This window comes from Leucobacter tardus, from assembly GCF_017583045.1.
In the GTDB taxonomy this organism is placed as follows: Bacteria; Actinomycetota; Actinomycetes; order Actinomycetales; family Microbacteriaceae; genus Leucobacter; species Leucobacter tardus.
This window is the reverse complement of sequence record NZ_JAGFBF010000001.1, coordinates 937,616-952,694: the sequence shown is the minus strand read 5'-3', so window position 1 is coordinate 952,694 and position 15,079 is coordinate 937,616. Positions and strand designations below refer to the sequence as shown.

Annotated in this window: 16 protein-coding genes; 3 read left to right on the top strand and 13 right to left on the bottom strand. The window is 57.9% G+C overall.

Features of this window, described 5'->3' with window-relative positions:
• Positions 1–77: 77 nt before the first annotated feature.
• From J4H85_RS04565 to J4H85_RS04520, 10 genes are all read right to left on the bottom strand, one after another.
• Entirely contained in the window at positions 78–824 is a 747-nt protein-coding gene (locus J4H85_RS04565; protein ID WP_208237197.1) for a type II secretion system protein, read from the bottom strand.
• An 88-nt stretch (positions 825–912) separates the two neighbouring features.
• Positions 913–1,221, bottom strand: a complete 309-nt coding sequence (locus J4H85_RS04560) for a hypothetical protein (RefSeq protein WP_208237195.1) — start codon at positions 1,219–1,221, stop codon at positions 913–915.
• Between the two features lie 90 nt (positions 1,222–1,311).
• Positions 1,312–1,464, bottom strand: a complete 153-nt coding sequence (locus tag J4H85_RS04555) for a hypothetical protein (RefSeq protein WP_208237193.1) — start codon at positions 1,462–1,464, stop codon at positions 1,312–1,314.
• The gene (locus tag J4H85_RS04550) at positions 1,451–1,672 is read right to left on the bottom strand and encodes a hypothetical protein (protein ID WP_208237191.1); all 222 of its coding nucleotides are present in this window, start codon (positions 1,670–1,672) and stop codon (positions 1,451–1,453) included. Before J4H85_RS04550 ends, J4H85_RS04555 begins: the two co-directional genes overlap by 14 nt.
• A gap of 59 nt (positions 1,673–1,731) precedes the next feature.
• Positions 1,732–1,989 (bottom strand): hypothetical protein, encoded by a 258-nt coding sequence (locus tag J4H85_RS04545; protein WP_208237189.1) that lies wholly within the window; start codon positions 1,987–1,989, stop codon positions 1,732–1,734.
• 376 nt (positions 1,990–2,365) lie between these two features.
• Positions 2,366–2,584 carry a DUF3820 family protein gene (locus J4H85_RS04540; RefSeq protein WP_208237187.1) on the bottom strand — a complete coding sequence of 73 codons (219 nt, stop codon included), beginning with the start codon at positions 2,582–2,584 and terminating at the stop codon, positions 2,366–2,368.
• A gap of 56 nt (positions 2,585–2,640) precedes the next feature.
• Positions 2,641–5,229, bottom strand: coding sequence for a phage/plasmid primase, P4 family (locus tag J4H85_RS04535; RefSeq protein ID WP_208237185.1), 2,589 nt, complete (start codon positions 5,227–5,229; stop codon positions 2,641–2,643).
• Positions 5,230–5,914: 685 nt separating this feature from the next.
• The gene (locus tag J4H85_RS04530) at positions 5,915–6,202 is read right to left on the bottom strand and encodes a hypothetical protein (RefSeq protein WP_208237183.1); all 288 of its coding nucleotides are present in this window, start codon (positions 6,200–6,202) and stop codon (positions 5,915–5,917) included.
• Between the two features lie 457 nt (positions 6,203–6,659).
• Positions 6,660–7,763: a hypothetical protein gene (locus J4H85_RS04525; RefSeq protein ID WP_208237181.1), complete on the bottom strand. Its 1,104-nt coding sequence runs from the start codon at positions 7,761–7,763 to the stop codon at positions 6,660–6,662.
• A gap of 100 nt (positions 7,764–7,863) precedes the next feature.
• Positions 7,864–8,040, bottom strand: a complete 177-nt coding sequence (locus tag J4H85_RS04520) for a hypothetical protein (RefSeq protein ID WP_208237179.1) — start codon at positions 8,038–8,040, stop codon at positions 7,864–7,866.
• A gap of 1,076 nt (positions 8,041–9,116) precedes the next feature.
• Between J4H85_RS04520 and J4H85_RS04515 the strand changes: the two genes are divergently transcribed.
• Positions 9,117–10,295 carry a replication-relaxation family protein gene (locus J4H85_RS04515; RefSeq protein ID WP_208237178.1) on the top strand — a complete coding sequence of 393 codons (1,179 nt, stop codon included), beginning with the start codon at positions 9,117–9,119 and terminating at the stop codon, positions 10,293–10,295.
• An 86-nt stretch (positions 10,296–10,381) separates the two neighbouring features.
• Here J4H85_RS04515 and J4H85_RS04510 read toward each other — a convergent pair whose 3' ends face one another.
• Complete coding sequence (locus J4H85_RS04510) at positions 10,382–12,136, bottom strand: DUF262 domain-containing protein (RefSeq protein WP_208237177.1); 1,755 nt, start codon at positions 12,134–12,136, stop codon at positions 10,382–10,384.
• A gap of 259 nt (positions 12,137–12,395) precedes the next feature.
• Between J4H85_RS04510 and J4H85_RS04505 the strand changes: the two genes are divergently transcribed.
• Positions 12,396–12,683, top strand: a complete 288-nt coding sequence (locus J4H85_RS04505) for a hypothetical protein (RefSeq protein ID WP_208237176.1) — start codon at positions 12,396–12,398, stop codon at positions 12,681–12,683.
• A gap of 360 nt (positions 12,684–13,043) precedes the next feature.
• On the opposite strand, the gene J4H85_RS04500 is transcribed toward J4H85_RS04505, so the two are convergent.
• Together J4H85_RS04500 and J4H85_RS04495 are read right to left on the bottom strand one after the other, a co-directional pair.
• Entirely contained in the window at positions 13,044–13,262 is a 219-nt protein-coding gene (locus tag J4H85_RS04500) for a hypothetical protein (RefSeq protein ID WP_208237175.1), read from the bottom strand.
• Positions 13,255–13,998, bottom strand: a complete 744-nt coding sequence (locus tag J4H85_RS04495) for a recombinase family protein (RefSeq protein ID WP_208237174.1) — start codon at positions 13,996–13,998, stop codon at positions 13,255–13,257. Before J4H85_RS04495 ends, J4H85_RS04500 begins: the two co-directional genes overlap by 8 nt.
• A 144-nt stretch (positions 13,999–14,142) precedes the next feature.
• Here J4H85_RS04495 and J4H85_RS04490 point away from each other — a divergent pair, with 144 nt between their 5' ends.
• Positions 14,143–14,967: a hypothetical protein gene (locus J4H85_RS04490; RefSeq protein ID WP_208237173.1), complete on the top strand. Its 825-nt coding sequence runs from the start codon at positions 14,143–14,145 to the stop codon at positions 14,965–14,967.
• Positions 14,968–15,079 lie beyond the last annotated feature (112 nt).

Here is a 15,079-nt window from a genome sequence, read left to right as displayed (position 1 = left end):
ACGATCAGCGAGAGCGCAAAGAAGAAGGGCGACAGGTGAAAACACCCGCCGCCCTCTTTCGTATTGGTTCAGTCGTTTCAGCCACGATATGCGGGCCAGACGTACTCGCTGAAGGTGCGCATCTGCCACTCGACGTCGAAATGCGATCCCGCGTGGGTGTAGGTGTGAGTCATGGGCTCGATACCCGAATCCCCGAAGGACAGCGTTACCAGGTACTCCGTACGATCCGCTGCCTTCGCGGTCCTCGACATGGGCGACTGGGTCACCTCGGCGTCTTCTTCAATAGTCGTGAAGTCTGGGCCGCAGTCAGTGCTCTTGAGGATCTCTCCTGTTCTGGCATCCTTCACCTCGATAAACACGGGCGTACCTACGGGGTAGCTCGCGGCTGGGAAGGAGACATCCCAGCCGTGGAACTCCTCGCCGTCAGGGTCAGAAGCCAGATCGCATGTCGGTCCACCAATGATTGGGCCGCCACCTCCTCCAGGGGGAATGACCGAGCCGCACCCATCGCCACGTTTCGCTGATTGGCCGTCTTCATGCAGCGCAACCACGCAGTTCTCTCCGACCACAGAGGTTGTCACCTTCTCGTGACGCTGGTTGAACTCCGCCGAGGCTTCGGTTGGTGTCTTCGACTTCTCGTGGTTGAAGACATTTGCCGCGTCGTAGACCTGCTGGGCAGCAGCTTCGGTGACGGCGCGCTTCGCCTGATCGGTAAGGTTCCCGTAGCTCACGAAGCCACCAACGGCCAACGCGATCACGATGGCTATCGTCACGATCACATCGATGAGCGTGAAGCCTTCTTCCTTCCTGAGTATTCTTTTCATTTTGCTTGCTCCTATGGGCGTGATCCCCGAGTTGGAATCACGCCCAATATCAAGCTGGCCGAGAGAAGACGGCACAGGTGTGCGCGCATCAGTCGCCAGTGCAGCCCCTGCCGTGCTCTCCGAGACGCTCGCCATTGGCAGAAGCAACAACGCAGAATCGACCCGCGTTGCGGTCTGCCTCGTGGATGTCCTCGATACTTTTGGCAGGTGCCTCGTAGCTCTCGCTATCAGAGTCCAGGTGTGCGGCCAGGGTGGCAATCTTGCCTGAGCCAGGCTCTTCGACAGCGTGCGCGACGGCGAAGCCACCAGCGGACAGGCCGACAACGATGCTGATGCTCGCGATCAGGCTGACGATGCTGAAGCCGTTTTCTTTGAAGATGTTTTTGTTGGCGTTCATTTCACTGCTCCTAGTTGTGAAGCCCTCGAGGTGAGGGTGTGGTCTATATCAACTTGACTAAGAGGTGACAGTGAAGATGTGCGCACACTTCTACGAGAGAAGATCCAGGAGCACCTGCGCTCCGTCCCGCAGGACAGGCCGAAGCCAGAGCCAGAGGTCCAGTCCCGCTCTGCCAGCAGCTTCGGCGAGTTCGATCATGGAGTCGCTGAGGTTCTGCCAGGAGTCTTCGTCACGGTTGTTCATGGGGTGCCTCCATGATTCTCTGCGCCTCCTCGTCAACGATGTGGGGCGGACGACGGTAGAAGTAGAAGTCGAAGGGATGCCATCCCAGTAGTTCCAGAGCCCGCGTTTCATACACGCGGAGGAGTTCGAGCCGGATGCCCCGCTTCTCGTGGGCATCCGCCAGGTGCAGGACCAGCGCCTCCGCCAGTGTCAGGTTGTTCTCACTCATGCTTTCCCCTCAAACGAAGGAGCCCCAGCGCGAAGGCTGGGGCGCCTTGCGTTGCGACGCTAGTCCTGCCTCTTCAGCATGTCGATGCGATCAGCGAATTCGGACAGAGTTCGAACAGCGGCGTTGCGCTTGGCGATGGCCTCGTCCTTGCCGCGAGCGTAGAAGGGGCTCTTGCGGTTCGCATCGTCGACGAGCACGCCGACCTCGTGGCGCAGGCGGGAGAAGAGACGGGAGAGTTCCTTGCGGTCGAAGTCGGCGGGAACGTCCTTGCGCTCTGAGATGTTCTGGGTTGCCTGGGGTGCGGTGGTGGAAGCCATGAGATTCTCCTCGTGATCGGCGTTTTTGGGTTGGTATGGCCTAATGTATATGACGGTCCGAGGAAAGCAACCCCGGCCCCGAAAGAGATCTCCAGGCCCCAATTGGCACCTATTCCGCGCCTCTCATCGAGAGCGCTATTCGCGTCTCAGGCGCGCGAGCCTCACCCATGAATAGGTGTGACGCCAGGTGGACGAAAAGCGTCGGAGACTTGAACCTCATGCGAATACTCACAAACCCACATGGTTATGCACCGGCATGCCTGAGGCGAAGAAACATCCCCCTCTCTCATCGGCGCGGATAGGACCTCTCAATTCCCAGAAACACCTGTGGCCGCGATCCAGTCAGATCGCGGCCACGTTGGTGTGCGCACATCAGTCAGAGTCCGAGTCCTCTCTTCATGCGGTTGAGTTCTCTTGAGGCTTCGAGGTCATACCTTCTCTGCTTCATCTCTGCGAGCATGTTCGGGTACCTTCGTTGGATGTCTGGCTCCTGGAGTAACCAGCGCAGATAGGACCTATCGCGCACCACCTTCGCCAGGGGTTTACCCCGGTAGCGTCCGAACGGCATGGTTTTGAATACGTACTGCGATTCCATGAGTCATGGTCTCCTTCTTCCTCCCGCAGGGCGGGGTTCAATCGATGGGTTGTTTGTTATCTCGCGAAGCGGATGCCTCGAACGAAGTAGCGAGCCTTGGACGCCTTGGTGGCCGAGGTCTCGCGGTCATAAGGATTTGCGATCTCCTCTGGGAGCGGGGAGTGAATCAGGCCACTCGGCCTCTGCTGCTTGACGTACTCTGCATCGGCTTCCTGGAACAAGGCGTGGGACTCCAGCGCGGCCATAAACTTTGCCTTCGACTCTTCGCCCTTCCGACCGTTGTCCGCCAGAGACTGCTTGTAGGTTGTGTAGAGGTCAGGAACAGTGCAGTAGCTGTCCGTTCCGCTCTGAATCCACTCTTCCCACCAGGTGGCGATCTTGTCCTGACGCCCTCGCCATCCCCTGTGCTTGGCCAGCATCGCTTCTGGCTGAGGCAGTTCCGTTTCGTCTTGGTCAAACCAGATCATCGCGCCTTTCACGACCCAAGCAAGCGCTGCACGGCGGATGTCAGCATTGTCTTTCGCTCTCGTGAGTGCCGGGTTTCGGGGACGGTGATGTCCTGGTGAGGTATCGGCGTCATACTCGTGGGGGTCCACGAACTTGTAGGGCATGGGGAACACCTTGAGGCGCCTCCAGGTGCCGTCGTCGTTAGCGCTGACTTGAGGCAACTCGTTGGTGGTGATGAAGACTGTCGCGATCATGTCGAAGGTCTCTTCGTCCTGGAACTTCTTGGCCCCGCGCATCTTGTCGGTTCCCGCCAGCTTCTTGATGATCTTGTCGTCGAGCCACTGACTCTCTGCAGTCTCCTCCAGCAGTGCCATTCTCAACCCCTTGAATACACTCTTTGAGAAGCTGTCCGCGCCGCCCTTCATGAGGATGGAGGAGTCGGGAGCGTCGGCGTAGTCTCCGAACACGGCCATGATGACGTCCAGGAAGGTGGACTTGCCGTTGGAGCCCCCACCTTCGAGAAAGTGGATCGCGGAGTCGCTCGGCTGGTAGCCCGTCAATGCCTGGCCCATGATTACCTGGAGATAGGGCAGACACTCGGGATCGAAGGCCGACAGAATCTCCTCCCAGAGAGGATGGGTGTACCCAGGCAGATACTCCGCGGCGCCCGACAAGGTGAAGAAGTCGCTAGGCTTTGCCACCCTCTGAGTCCCGTCGCGCAGGGACACTGCAACACCGTCAGTCAGGATCTCGTCACCCCGAGGGTCGAAAATGTTGGCGGGTCTCATCACGGTGCCGAAGACGTACTTGGTGGCGTTCTTGCACGATGGCAGGTTCAGAAACCTTTGCGCCTTGGCTTGCTGCTTCTTCCTCACGTCCTGCGCCTCGGCTTTGGCCTTCGCATCATCTCCAACCGCGTCAACCTGCTTCTTGAGCTTCTTCTCGATTGCCGGGTACATCTCGTCGGCATACCAGGCCATGAAGTCCGAATCCACGACGGCGGGCTTCGTTCGCTCCCACTTGCCCGAGGCTCCCTGATACTTCGCCCAGGCGTTCCACTCGTCCACACTCAGGAGACGGTCCTCCTGTGTGCTGGCAAACTCTCGCGCCATTCCAATCTCACTGAAGAAGAAGGGGTCCAACTTCGGTAGTTTGATCTTCTTCTTCGACTTTGGCTCCCGCGCGATGTTAGTGCTGTAGGAGGGTGGCTCTGGCACGAAGGGTTGCCACACCTGCATACCGCTCTGGAATGCGTCCTCGACGCAGCCGCAGTTCTCGTCGTGGCCGGATGCGAAGGCCGCCGCCTGGATCTCTGGATAAACGGTCGCCTCAAGCTCTGGCCCAAAGAAGCACCCGGCATTGAAGGCGACGCGAAGGATTGTGGCGTGGCGCTCGCCAGCCTGCGCGCCTGAAAGCTCTCCACACATGGACGACAACACTTCGTGCTGCTTCTCGCTCAGGCTGTTGCCTGTGTGTCGTGGCCTGTACTCTCCAGCGCAGGGTGCGGATACACGCGCTCTTTTCTTGTCGGCGTAGTTCTCCTCGATGCGCTCCATGATTGCTTGCACCAGAACATCGGGCATCGAGGCGATCTCCGCATCGTTGCTGACCTCGTAGCGGCCAATCGAACCGTCCTCCAGAGTGCGCTTCGATCCTGGCCCAACAACCTGCTGATTCTGAGGGAAGACGTCAACCCCGGGCCACAGGTTCACTGACTTCTTGATCTCCCGCTCACTCAGAGCGTCGGGGAGTTGGAAGTAGTAGTGGAAGCCGCCCGTGCCCGTGGCGACGGTGAAAGTGTCGAGTCCATCGAGTCCAAGCTCTGAACATACTGTCGCCAGGCTCGCGTTTCCGTCCACACCGTTGTGCGTATCGATGTCCAGGACGAAGAGTCTGGATCGGGTCAGGCATACGCCGTAGCGCTTGTCGCCGGACTTGAGACCCTCTTCATGGGCGCTCCAGTTGAGCGGATACTTCCCTCGGCCAGGAGTCTTCTCATCGAGGATCGGTTCGCCGGTCTTCTTATCGATGGTGTCTTCATAGATTCCGTCAGCGTTCTTGGACTGTTTGACGGAGCCGAGTGCCTTGAGCGGGTGAAGGTGCGCGCCGTGCAACTGTTGAGGCACGAATGCGAGGTGTGCGTTGTCGTGTGCACTGCCGGTGAAGTTGGGGCAGGCATCTGTCTGAATGTTGGCCATGATCGGCTCCTTTGGATTGAGTCTTGTCGGCGCCTCTTGCGGGAGACACAGACCCATATCGCTTTGACTCAGAGGACCAACCGTCGAAGAGGAGAAACAAAAGCGGCCCGGTGTGGAAGGAGGACAAAGGTGCAATCCAAAAACACCACTCGACTTCCACACCGGGCCGCGAGCATTCGGGCGCAAATCCGAGCTCCCCCAGCGGGTTTCGACACAATATCGCTCTGGCCGTGTGTCGGGTAATGTCGCATCACAGCTCAGGAGTGCGCCCTGCATTCCTGGAGCATCGGCGCGGATAGAACCCCGCTGGCGGTCGTCGCCATCCCAGGCGCAATCTGTCACCGACTGTCACTACATCGGTGACAGCCCTAACGCACAAGAGATCGCATTTAGACGCGATCTGTCACTTGTCACCGATTTGGGGCAACCGCTTATTTATAGATCTACCTATTTCCTTCTCCCGAAATTTCCCATTTGTCTAAAAAACGGTGACTCGGTGACAGAACAGATAGAAGGGCGATCTCATCGAACGTGAGGCTGTCACCGCACCGGTGACAGATCGGTGACAGCGGTGACAGATCGGTGACACCCAACTCATCGCCCCACTCCAAGGGCGTAGATCATCACCTGAGCGCACATGTTCCAGGTGTCAGGCATCATTCATCGCCTGACACCTGGAACCACGTCAGCAGTACACCTCACACAAGCCTTGAAACCACTCCTTCAGATCGCCCATGAGTGTGCCGTTCTGGTACGAGTTCTCGAAGTCATTGAGATCGAAGCCAGTGATCTCTGCGGCGTACTCGAACAGCGTTTTACGATTGGAGTCGACATTCGCCCAACCTCGCCTATTCAGATCCTCATCCAGAGTGGGGGCGGCGAGAACAGCCAACCAGGCGTCGTTCGGTATGAGTTCGACCTCGACTACCCTCTCCACTGCTCCGGGTTCCTGGATCATAACCTTCGCGTTCATAGCCTTCTCTTTCCTCTTGTTGTTGGGCCGTCACCTTAACGAGGCGAGTGGCGATTTCAGGAAAGTGGCCAAACTTTTTTCAACGAGTTTGAGAATCCGCGAGACTATGCGGAAGCCTGCGGCGTGTCGCATTGGGCGGAGATGCCGCTTCAGCGCAGAGCGGGAGTGGCTCGTGGGTGGGCGCATAAGAATGGGCCGTGATCGCCCCGTTTCTTCGATTCCCGATCACGGCCCAGTCTCTCCACGCTAGGAGCAGCGGAGTACACCCGGAAGGTGTGCGAGTTCATATCGGCTCGCAGTCGCAACACCAGCCAGTGTGCGCACACCATCGAGTTCCTCCTCTCAGGATGTGGCCTAACGCGGCCTGAATAGCTGATCGCATCATTCAACGCGGAGATCGTCACCGCGTCGGAGACTGCATCCTCGCGCGCCTACGCTATGCCCGCACCCACCCGCGTCAGGCGAGCCCGAGTTGCTTATTTATCTCCCTGAACTTTGCACGCCATCCCTGACCATGCCCCACTGCCTGGCCACTCGAAGCGTGAGCGAAGCTGTGGCTGAGGAAGCGAGCGACCTGCCGCGTGCCCTTGCACATGAGCACTGCACTGGAGAGATGGAACTCCACCACTCCCCTGGCCCCACGAACAAAGGCAACTGCCCGCCGCTTGGAGCGGGTCCAACTCCTGAGCTGCGCCTTCATCCCCAGGAAGCCAGCGATTTCCTCGATGGCACGGCTGATGATCCTCGCCCTTGCTCGCCTTCTCTTCGCGCTCCAGCGCTTCTTCGGCACCGCGAGCATGACACGGTAGCTTGGCATCTGAGCGAGATTTGCCTGAAGCGCGCCATCGGCCTCCATGCGAGCAGTTGCCTTCAGTTCCTCCGCGTCCCGGAGATCCTGGTACTTCTCAGTCAGGCGCTCCATGGCTGCACTCTGGTACAAACCCGCACCGTTGTCTCTGCTCATCGCGAGTTCCTCCAGGCTTCCCATCGGAGTGGCCGAGTTCTGCGCGACGACGAGGCGCACCGCGGGGTCACGGTGTTGGGCGAGCTGTTGGAGAATCTTGGGGTTGCTCGTGCTTTCCGCAAGCTGGAGATCAGCCACACTGCCACGTAGGCCGGGTGCCTGAGCGATCGGCGCGGATAGAACCTCCGCCTCTTTCTGCTCCTGGAACTCGATGGGCTCCAGGGAGATTTTCCGCTGTTGTGTGGCATCACCCTGTTGTTGTGTCGCATCACTCTGCTGTTGTGCGACATCACCCTCGAGGGTGCGCTCACATTCTGCCCGCCAGGCTCTCGCTTCGGTTGGGGTCAGTTGGGTGCCGTCCTCTCTGAAGGTTCGTGTGCGCACATCAGTGCCCACAGAGTAGGCACCTGCGATCAGAGGTGAAACCGTCTGCTTCTGGGTGTGGCTGTGCAGACTCACCTCTGCGCCGCCTGCTGCTGCGAGCCCGAGCAGAGAAGTGTGCGCATCACCGTAGAGGCACTGCTTGGAGGCAATGCAGCGCGCGTAGCGCCCAAGCCTTGGGGAGTAGTGAAGTGTGGAATCTGTTGCTGTGGCCATGCCGGGCTCCTTGTTCGAAATGTGTGAGTGATATCGACGCAGTTAGAACAGGCACAAAAAGAGCCGCGACCCAAGCAGATCGCGGCTCTCAATTCCTATTTCAGCGCCTTCGCTTACTGACGGCGGGAGGGATCAGGTAGGGCTCCATCTGCATTTCGTAGACGAGCGCCGCTTCCTGCCAGCTGTCGGCATGCGGCTCCTTCGTGCAGGTGTCGATGTGCGCACACTTCCGCGGTCTTCCCTTGTCGTCCAGGTGATACCAGGTTCCTTCGCTCATGTTGTCCTCCTCTGAGCCGTTGTGTCACACATATATCGGCGTCGAAGGATCGCGGCGACCTCCTCTGCTGCTGTCTCTGTCTCATACCTGCACCAACCATCGACGCAGTTAGAACAGCGCCCCCAGCACAGCTCGATCAGGGCGTCTTCGTAATCGACGTGGAAGCCTACGAATTCGTGATTCATGGTGTTCACCTCAGTGCGGAATATCTGGTGCGGTGATCTGACTGAGGGCGGGCGCCGCTCAGGTAGAAGGCGCCCGCCCTCATAACACCGTCCGCACGAAACCGGACGACGCCCATATCGACCTGTTGGTCTCAGCGTCATCCTGTGATGAGTTGACGGAAAAAAATAAAATCACCGCCGACATGTCGCCGCTGCGCCTCGCTCCCGCCCGGAGCTCAGATCCTGTTAGTCGCTCATCGTTTGGAGCGGGTAGGGCTGCTGTGTGAAGGTGCCAGTCCTTGATGGCAGTTTCCAGCACTCATCGTGCTGTGGCAGATGTTCTGGTGGACGCAGAAGGGTTAGCGTCCTCTGAAGCCGGTGTGTGACACCATCGGCGTGGCTCCATCTGTGCGGTGTCGCAGGTGGCCAGCAGGATTGTAAGGAGGCCTGGCGGCCTCCTTGCGGGCAGATGTCTGAAGGTTGGCACCTTCAGGCTTCTTCCCCAAAGACGTTAGCGTCTTTGGCCGCAACAACGTGAAGCGTTGTTGCTGGAGAGAAGCGTCGCTTCGCTCCTGATCCCGCACACGGCGGGATCTGACCCTCTACACGAGAGGGTCTGGAGCTCTACACGAGAGCTCCTAGAGCAGCTTTGCTGCGCGCCTCTCAGCCTGTTGAGCCGAGCCTGCGATCACGTGTAGGCACATGCGGCGGTTGCGAAGGACCTGCACAAAGTGCGGGACAACCCAGGAGACACCGCAGACGCGCGTTTTGTCACACGAGATGTCTCGACATAGGACCCTAGCGCTGCGATATAACTCGCGACACGTCACAAAGGTCGAGACAGGCTCGCAGATCACTTCTCAGGACACAGCTGACGGTCAGAAGGAAGCCCAATCACAGAGGAGACTCATCATGTCCACACCTTCGACAGTGCCCAACTTCATGGAAGAGGAAGATTACAGCGATGGCCCGCAGGTAGTGCCCATCGCTCCCCCAGTGAACCCAATTCTCGACGGCGATGATCGCGAGTATGACGAGGACGACGCCCCCACGAGCGCATCTGTGCAGACTATCGGCGCAGTTAGAACAGACGAAGGACGCCAAGCAGATGCAGACTCATCGGTGGAGCAGCACAAGAAGACCGCCGCACCAAGGTACGGCAGGCGGCAATTGGGGGATCGAGATGACCTCGCGATGGCCTTCCTCAGGAAGTTCTCACTTGTCTCCTCAAAACAATTGGGCATCGTTCTGGGAGTGAAAGCACGCAGCGCCTACAAGCGGATGCTCGGGCTCCAAGACCTGGGGATGGTGAACACCGAGCGTCTGCCAGGCATGAATCAGCTGTGGTTCCTCACGCAAAAGGGCCACGACTTCTTGAACTTCCGCATGGTGATCGATGACCGAGTGCCGAAGCCTCACAAGGCTGGAAGAGTCTACTTCGCTAAACTCGGCCACTCTCTCGCTGTCGCTCAGGCAGGGGCTCAGCTTGTCGGGGGCGTCTCGCAGATACCCGAGTCCATCGGCGTAGAGCTCCCCGTAGGACTCGAAATGCTTCAGCTTCTGGTGCCTGAGCCCTACATGAATCGAACGTTCTCGGCAGCCTTCAGCGACCCCCAGGGAAAACTAACGCAGGGAGATTACGCCTGGAAGCAACAGCGCGAAGCGCGCGCCAGCATCGAGCAGGGGCGTCTCGGTCTTCGTGAAGCGATGCGAAAGATGCCTGAACTGTGGACGGTAGTACCGCCAGGAACAGTGCAAAAGGACACAAAGAGCAATCACCCGGCGGACCTCGTGATCGACCTCGAACACCTGCGCGAGGGTCTCGCAGAGCCTCGAAGCATTGCCCTGGAGGTGGAGCTTCACCTCAAGGATTCGAAGGAGTTGCAACGAATTGCGGGAGCTTTCGAAACACAGACCACAAAGGGAGCGATCCCGGTATTCGCTGAAGTCGTGTACCTCACCAACAGCAAGAGCATCGTGGAAGCAGTGATCTCAGCCGCGAAGCAAGCGAAGGCACAGACGCTCTTCAAGGCGCGAAAGCTCACGGATGCGGATGGCGCGACGTACTCGGGCAAGGCCTGGGAACTCTGAGTCGGTGAAATTCTCAAGGGCCAGGGGCCCTCAGTCCCTGGCCCTTCGTGACCTAATTGCTCGACTCCGCATCCGTGAATAATCGCTCAGAAGCGCTGGGCGATCTCGGCAATCTCCATGGTCGAGCTAGCCTTGGTCGTCTCATCGCTCTTGCGCCAGTAGACGTTGTCATTGAAGAAGGAGAGCTTGTCTTGCCCGGGAACCGGGAGAACAAGCACCCCAAATCCGTAGAAGTCGTTGTAAGTCATTGAGGACAAGACGGATGATTTGAGGTGACTTGAGAGGTCAGCGTTGGTAATCGCCGTCTTCCATCGAGCGACATAGTCTTCGACCGTTTCCCCGAGAGCCGCGGCTTCCCGATTGACACCCACCACCATGCGTTCAGGCCCGACTTCCATCGGGGTAATGCGGTCGAGTTCCTCTACACGCTGAGCGTCCCTCGCTTTGTCGGCGACACCGACGACGACTGCCCCCGAGCGACCCTTCCCATTATTTGCGATTCCACAGATGGTCTTCAACACCTGTTCAATCACCTCGTTGTCGAGCGTTCGCTGATCGTCGAGACGAAGTAGGCCCTGCTTCAGTTCGTAGTGAGCCAACTCGATACGAGAGCGCCGGATGATGTTCTCAATTTCCAGGGGACTCTGCTCGCCGTATATATCTCTGGATTCCGCGGGAACTAAGTAAGGGGCGAGGAGACCCTTGATCACGTTCGCGTGGTTGCGACGTTCGTCTGCAAGACCACCGCGCCGGCTTGTGTCGAGCCTCGCGTTCAAATTCTTCAACGCCAATGCCGCCCCGGCGTAGTCGCTGATTTTCTTCTTCTCTTCTATCAAGGCCTCGTGCAGGGCGATGAAGAGGACCGCGAACGTCGCTGCGAAGCCGTTTGTATTCCCTTTGGAGAAGAGCAAGTTGCGCAGCTTTGCACTGCCGCAGATCTTCTCGATCTCACCAAGGCAGTAGAGAAATTCCTGCTGAAAGACGGCGGCGCCCTTCGTTTCGAGCGCTGACGATACCCGAATGTTCTCTGATGAACCAGATTCGTAGATGGCGTCGAGCGCCTCGCTTGAGCGCGGTAGAACGGACCCGCCGACAACTGAAGCCGCAATATCCGCGATGCACTGCTCGTCTTCGCTCTTCCTCAGATCTGTCGACCTCAGGACACCCTGCTTAACCCAGAAGACGTCGGATGCCTTGACGGTGTAACCGTGTTTACTCATCGGCAAGTCGATACTGATCGAAGGCATTTCCGAGAGGTCGAGAACATTGGTCGAAACATCACCCCTGACCGCCGACGACAGCTCCCGAACCATCGAGGCGAACTTGTCTTCGACTCCGGCCTGCCGACGTTCCTGATCGCTGAGCCGGTGACCGTAGGTGTTGATCCTTGCGAAGACATCCTCAATCTCTGACTCTTCGGCACCTCGCATCGTAGTGACCGGCATCTCGTAATCGAGGTAAGCGATTAGCCGGCTGCGATCGAGAAGTTTCGCACCTTCGATCTTTTCGAAGAATCCTTGATCCGCTCGTTCTTGCGCGGTGGCGAAGCGAGAGACATCGAACTTCTCATCATCGGATGTAGGAAACTTCATCTCGATGAAAGACATCAGGGTGTGAAGCCGCTGAAGCCCATCGATGATCTCGTAGTTGTCACCTTCTCTCTCGGCCAACAGGACGGCAGGAACTGGATACTGATTCAACACCGACTCGACGAGCCGTTGTTTCTCTTCGAGGGTCCATACAAGTTTGCGTTGATACCGGCGGTTTACTGCAAGCTTTCCCTCGCTGTACCAGGAATAGAGCGATTGAAGTGACCGAGAGTTCGAAACGACGACTGCCATACGAAGATACTTCCATGGCAACACTCGTTGTACAAGTGGCACTTCTGAGTTGCTTGCTTGAGGCCTACTCGCAAACTCACGACCTGAGGCAACGATGGCTGAGCGGTTGCCACATAGCTCCGCTTGCTCTCGAACTTGGGGACTCCTGCCAGAAACCTTTGCCCCCTAGTAGAAGCGCAGATCGGATCCGCCTCTTCATCAAGTTGATATAGATCTCCATCGCACGATTCGCGATCCCTCAAACAACAGGAGCACGCTCATGAACACGAATCGCTACCCATCCACCGACAAGCACCTCATCGAGGATGGTGGAGTCTCACCCCGGAGCTACGGCCTTATCGCTGCCGCGCACCGCCTACTTGACGAGATCGTCCCCTGGGAGGCTCGCAGCCTGAGGACAATCCTTCGCAACATCCACGGCGAGCCCGTGGGCGCCTCGAGCACTGAGAGAAGAGCGCTGACGGCACTTCTGAATGCTGATCTTGTCCACAAGGTAGGCGCTGGCTCGGCCACGAAATACATCTACCCTGGCCAAAGGATCCGCTGAAACTGAAAGAGGCCCGGCACCAACGCGGTGCCGGGCCTCAGTTATGCGGGCTGTCAGCGGTGCGCCTTCCATGCCTCGTAGCCAGTCAGGCGCGATTGCTCCTTGTCGGCGTTTGTCTCATCGGTCTCTGGCTGTTCTTGCGTGAGACTCGATTCTCTGGGCGATCCGTATACGCGGGTCCGCCCGCCTTCGGCTCGTCGCTCCAGCCATTCCGCGCGCGTTCGTCGTCTCTGATTCATCACTTGCTCCTTCGTGTTGTTGGAGCAACAAATATCGGCGCAGATAGAACCTGCCGAAAATCATGAAGGGCCGACGATCGATCGATCCCCGGCCCTGTCGTTGTGTCGCGTCACTCCTGAGTCAAGCAGCGTCCCTTGCGTTGTGAGCGATGAGCACGCTTGAGATCATCTGCGAGACAGCACCTCTGTTGAGGTCACCGAATCCTTGCCAGGCGGCGGCATGGTTCAAACTCATGAGGTCCGCGAGGTAGTGCAGTTGCTCGCTGGTGGCAGGTAGCTCCCACCCGTTCTCCGCGTGCTCTTCCATCATTGCTCTCTGTTCTTCGATGGGATCATGCATCAGCGGCCTCCCTATCCTGGGCCTTCGCCTTGCTCCTCACGCGCCTCACTGCTTCCGCTGCCTTGATCATCTCTGCCCTGGCGCGGTCGTTGTGATCTTGCCACTCCTCGACAGTCATGCCGTAGGTGCCGTTGATCACTTTCTGAACTGTGGTACTGCTGATCGGTCGCTCCCGGCCATATTTCTTGCTGTAGACGCGTACCGCATTCGCGATGGAGTGAAATCCAAGCCCCTCTTCTCGCAGGGCGAGGATGTAGGCAACGTGGCTGTTGGAGAGCTTCGGCTTCTGGCCGAGCTTGAAGCCATATTTTTGCCTGAGCGTGAGACTTGTCTTCGTCCTCTTGCTGATCTCCACCCCCTCGTTGTGATCAGTGACTGCTCTCATGTTGAGCATGATTAGCTGAGTCAGGTTGTCGGGATCGTCGTAGGTGATCCCGCCTTCAAGGACGTGCACCGTAATTCCCGACTCCACGAGTGTTCCCACTGCGTAGACCACATGGTGATTCTTGCGCCCGAGCCTTGAGTGAGAGTTCACGATCACCTTGTCGCCTGCCTCAACCAAAGCGAGTAACTCGTGCCATTCGGTGTCCGTCTTCGCGATGTTGGTCTTGCCTGACTCGTCGTCGTCCACAAAGATGCGTTGGCATCCTGCTTCGACGAGCGCATCGCGCTGGGTTATGAGTGTGCCTCGTTGCTCTTCGGTAGAGGCACGGATGTAGCCATAGGTGTTTGCCATGATCGCTCCTTCGCTGGATTTTAAGTGACCGCGTTTCGTGTCACAGCGAGGAGATATCAACTAAGGGCGTGCGCTAAACCCACGTTTTGTAAACGGCGCGGTGTGCGCACACCACCTGTCGTCTATCCGGGTATTCTCAGGAGCGTGGTCGATACAACCCCAATGTCTCCGGAGCGCTACGCCCAACTTGATAGGGAAACCGCCAAATTGCTCCCACATTGCAAGCCCACTCTTCTACGAGTCACTCAGCAGAGCAAAAGGCTTGTGGACCCCGATCCAGATAGTTGGCTCGGTCGGGTCGATTCACTCACGACTCCTCTCAAACTGACCGCACATATCCATGCACTCGCTTTGATTGCCGCAGAGAACCTCCGCGAGGTCGATCGGATTCTGAGCCAGAGAGTTCCGGTTTTCGCTCTGTACTCCATGATTCGTTCGGCCGTTGAAGCTTCGTCCTTTGCCCTCTGGCTATTGGACTCAAGGAACGAGCAGCTTGCGGCAAGCCGGATCCTGCGTATCCATCGCCAGAACATTGAAGCAGATCGTCTGCTCTGGCTTTCGACAGATGTCGCGTCAACACTGCACGCAGACGTACTTGCCATCGCCCAAGATCGACACGCAAGGCTCAAAGGCATTCATCCAGATGATTTCAACAAAGCGGTCAAGTCCACACCCATAATCGAGTCCGTGGATAGAACGCATGATCTCCTGTATAGGAAGGAGGGCGATCTTCTCCACATACTCACCGGACTCCAGATCTGGAGAATGTGCAGTGCTGTCGCACACGGGAATACCCTGTCTCTCGAAAGTATCCTGGAGAGCATCCCCGGAGAGAAGCAGGGTGAGCCAGCTTCGGTGAAGTCGCGCCTTATGTTCCTCACTTCAAGTTACTCCAGCACACTCGGCCGCACGAATGACGCTATCGATGCCTACAGGAAGCGGTCCCACCCCCAACGCAAAGGTAGATAGATCGGTGTGCACACACCTGTCATTCAGTCCACCGAATCCGGTATCGCTTCTTGAAGGCCCCTGGATCGGTCGCCCGAGATACCGCCTTCTGGATCACGGTGTGATCTATGTA

Coding starts and splice junctions, on each gene's coding strand:
- J4H85_RS04565 (WP_208237197.1), bottom strand. CDS start 824: ATGAAAAGAATACTCAGGAAGGAAGAAGGCTTCACGCTCATCGATGTG.
- J4H85_RS04560 (WP_208237195.1), bottom strand. CDS start 1,221: ATGAACGCCAACAAAAACATCTTCAAAGAAAACGGCTTCAGCATCGTC.
- J4H85_RS04555 (WP_208237193.1), bottom strand. CDS start 1,464: ATGAACAACCGTGACGAAGACTCCTGGCAGAACCTCAGCGACTCCATG.
- J4H85_RS04550 (WP_208237191.1), bottom strand. CDS start 1,672: ATGAGTGAGAACAACCTGACACTGGCGGAGGCGCTGGTCCTGCACCTG.
- J4H85_RS04545 (WP_208237189.1), bottom strand. CDS start 1,989: ATGGCTTCCACCACCGCACCCCAGGCAACCCAGAACATCTCAGAGCGC.
- J4H85_RS04540 (WP_208237187.1), bottom strand. CDS start 2,584: ATGGAATCGCAGTACGTATTCAAAACCATGCCGTTCGGACGCTACCGG.
- J4H85_RS04535 (WP_208237185.1), bottom strand. CDS start 5,229: ATGGCCAACATTCAGACAGATGCCTGCCCCAACTTCACCGGCAGTGCA.
- J4H85_RS04530 (WP_208237183.1), bottom strand. CDS start 6,202: ATGAACGCGAAGGTTATGATCCAGGAACCCGGAGCAGTGGAGAGGGTA.
- J4H85_RS04525 (WP_208237181.1), bottom strand. CDS start 7,763: ATGGCCACAGCAACAGATTCCACACTTCACTACTCCCCAAGGCTTGGG.
- J4H85_RS04520 (WP_208237179.1), bottom strand. CDS start 8,040: ATGAGCGAAGGAACCTGGTATCACCTGGACGACAAGGGAAGACCGCGG.
- J4H85_RS04515 (WP_208237178.1), top strand. CDS start 9,117: ATGTCCACACCTTCGACAGTGCCCAACTTCATGGAAGAGGAAGATTAC.
- J4H85_RS04510 (WP_208237177.1), bottom strand. CDS start 12,136: ATGGCAGTCGTCGTTTCGAACTCTCGGTCACTTCAATCGCTCTATTCC.
- J4H85_RS04505 (WP_208237176.1), top strand. CDS start 12,396: ATGAACACGAATCGCTACCCATCCACCGACAAGCACCTCATCGAGGAT.
- J4H85_RS04500 (WP_208237175.1), bottom strand. CDS start 13,262: ATGCATGATCCCATCGAAGAACAGAGAGCAATGATGGAAGAGCACGCG.
- J4H85_RS04495 (WP_208237174.1), bottom strand. CDS start 13,998: ATGGCAAACACCTATGGCTACATCCGTGCCTCTACCGAAGAGCAACGA.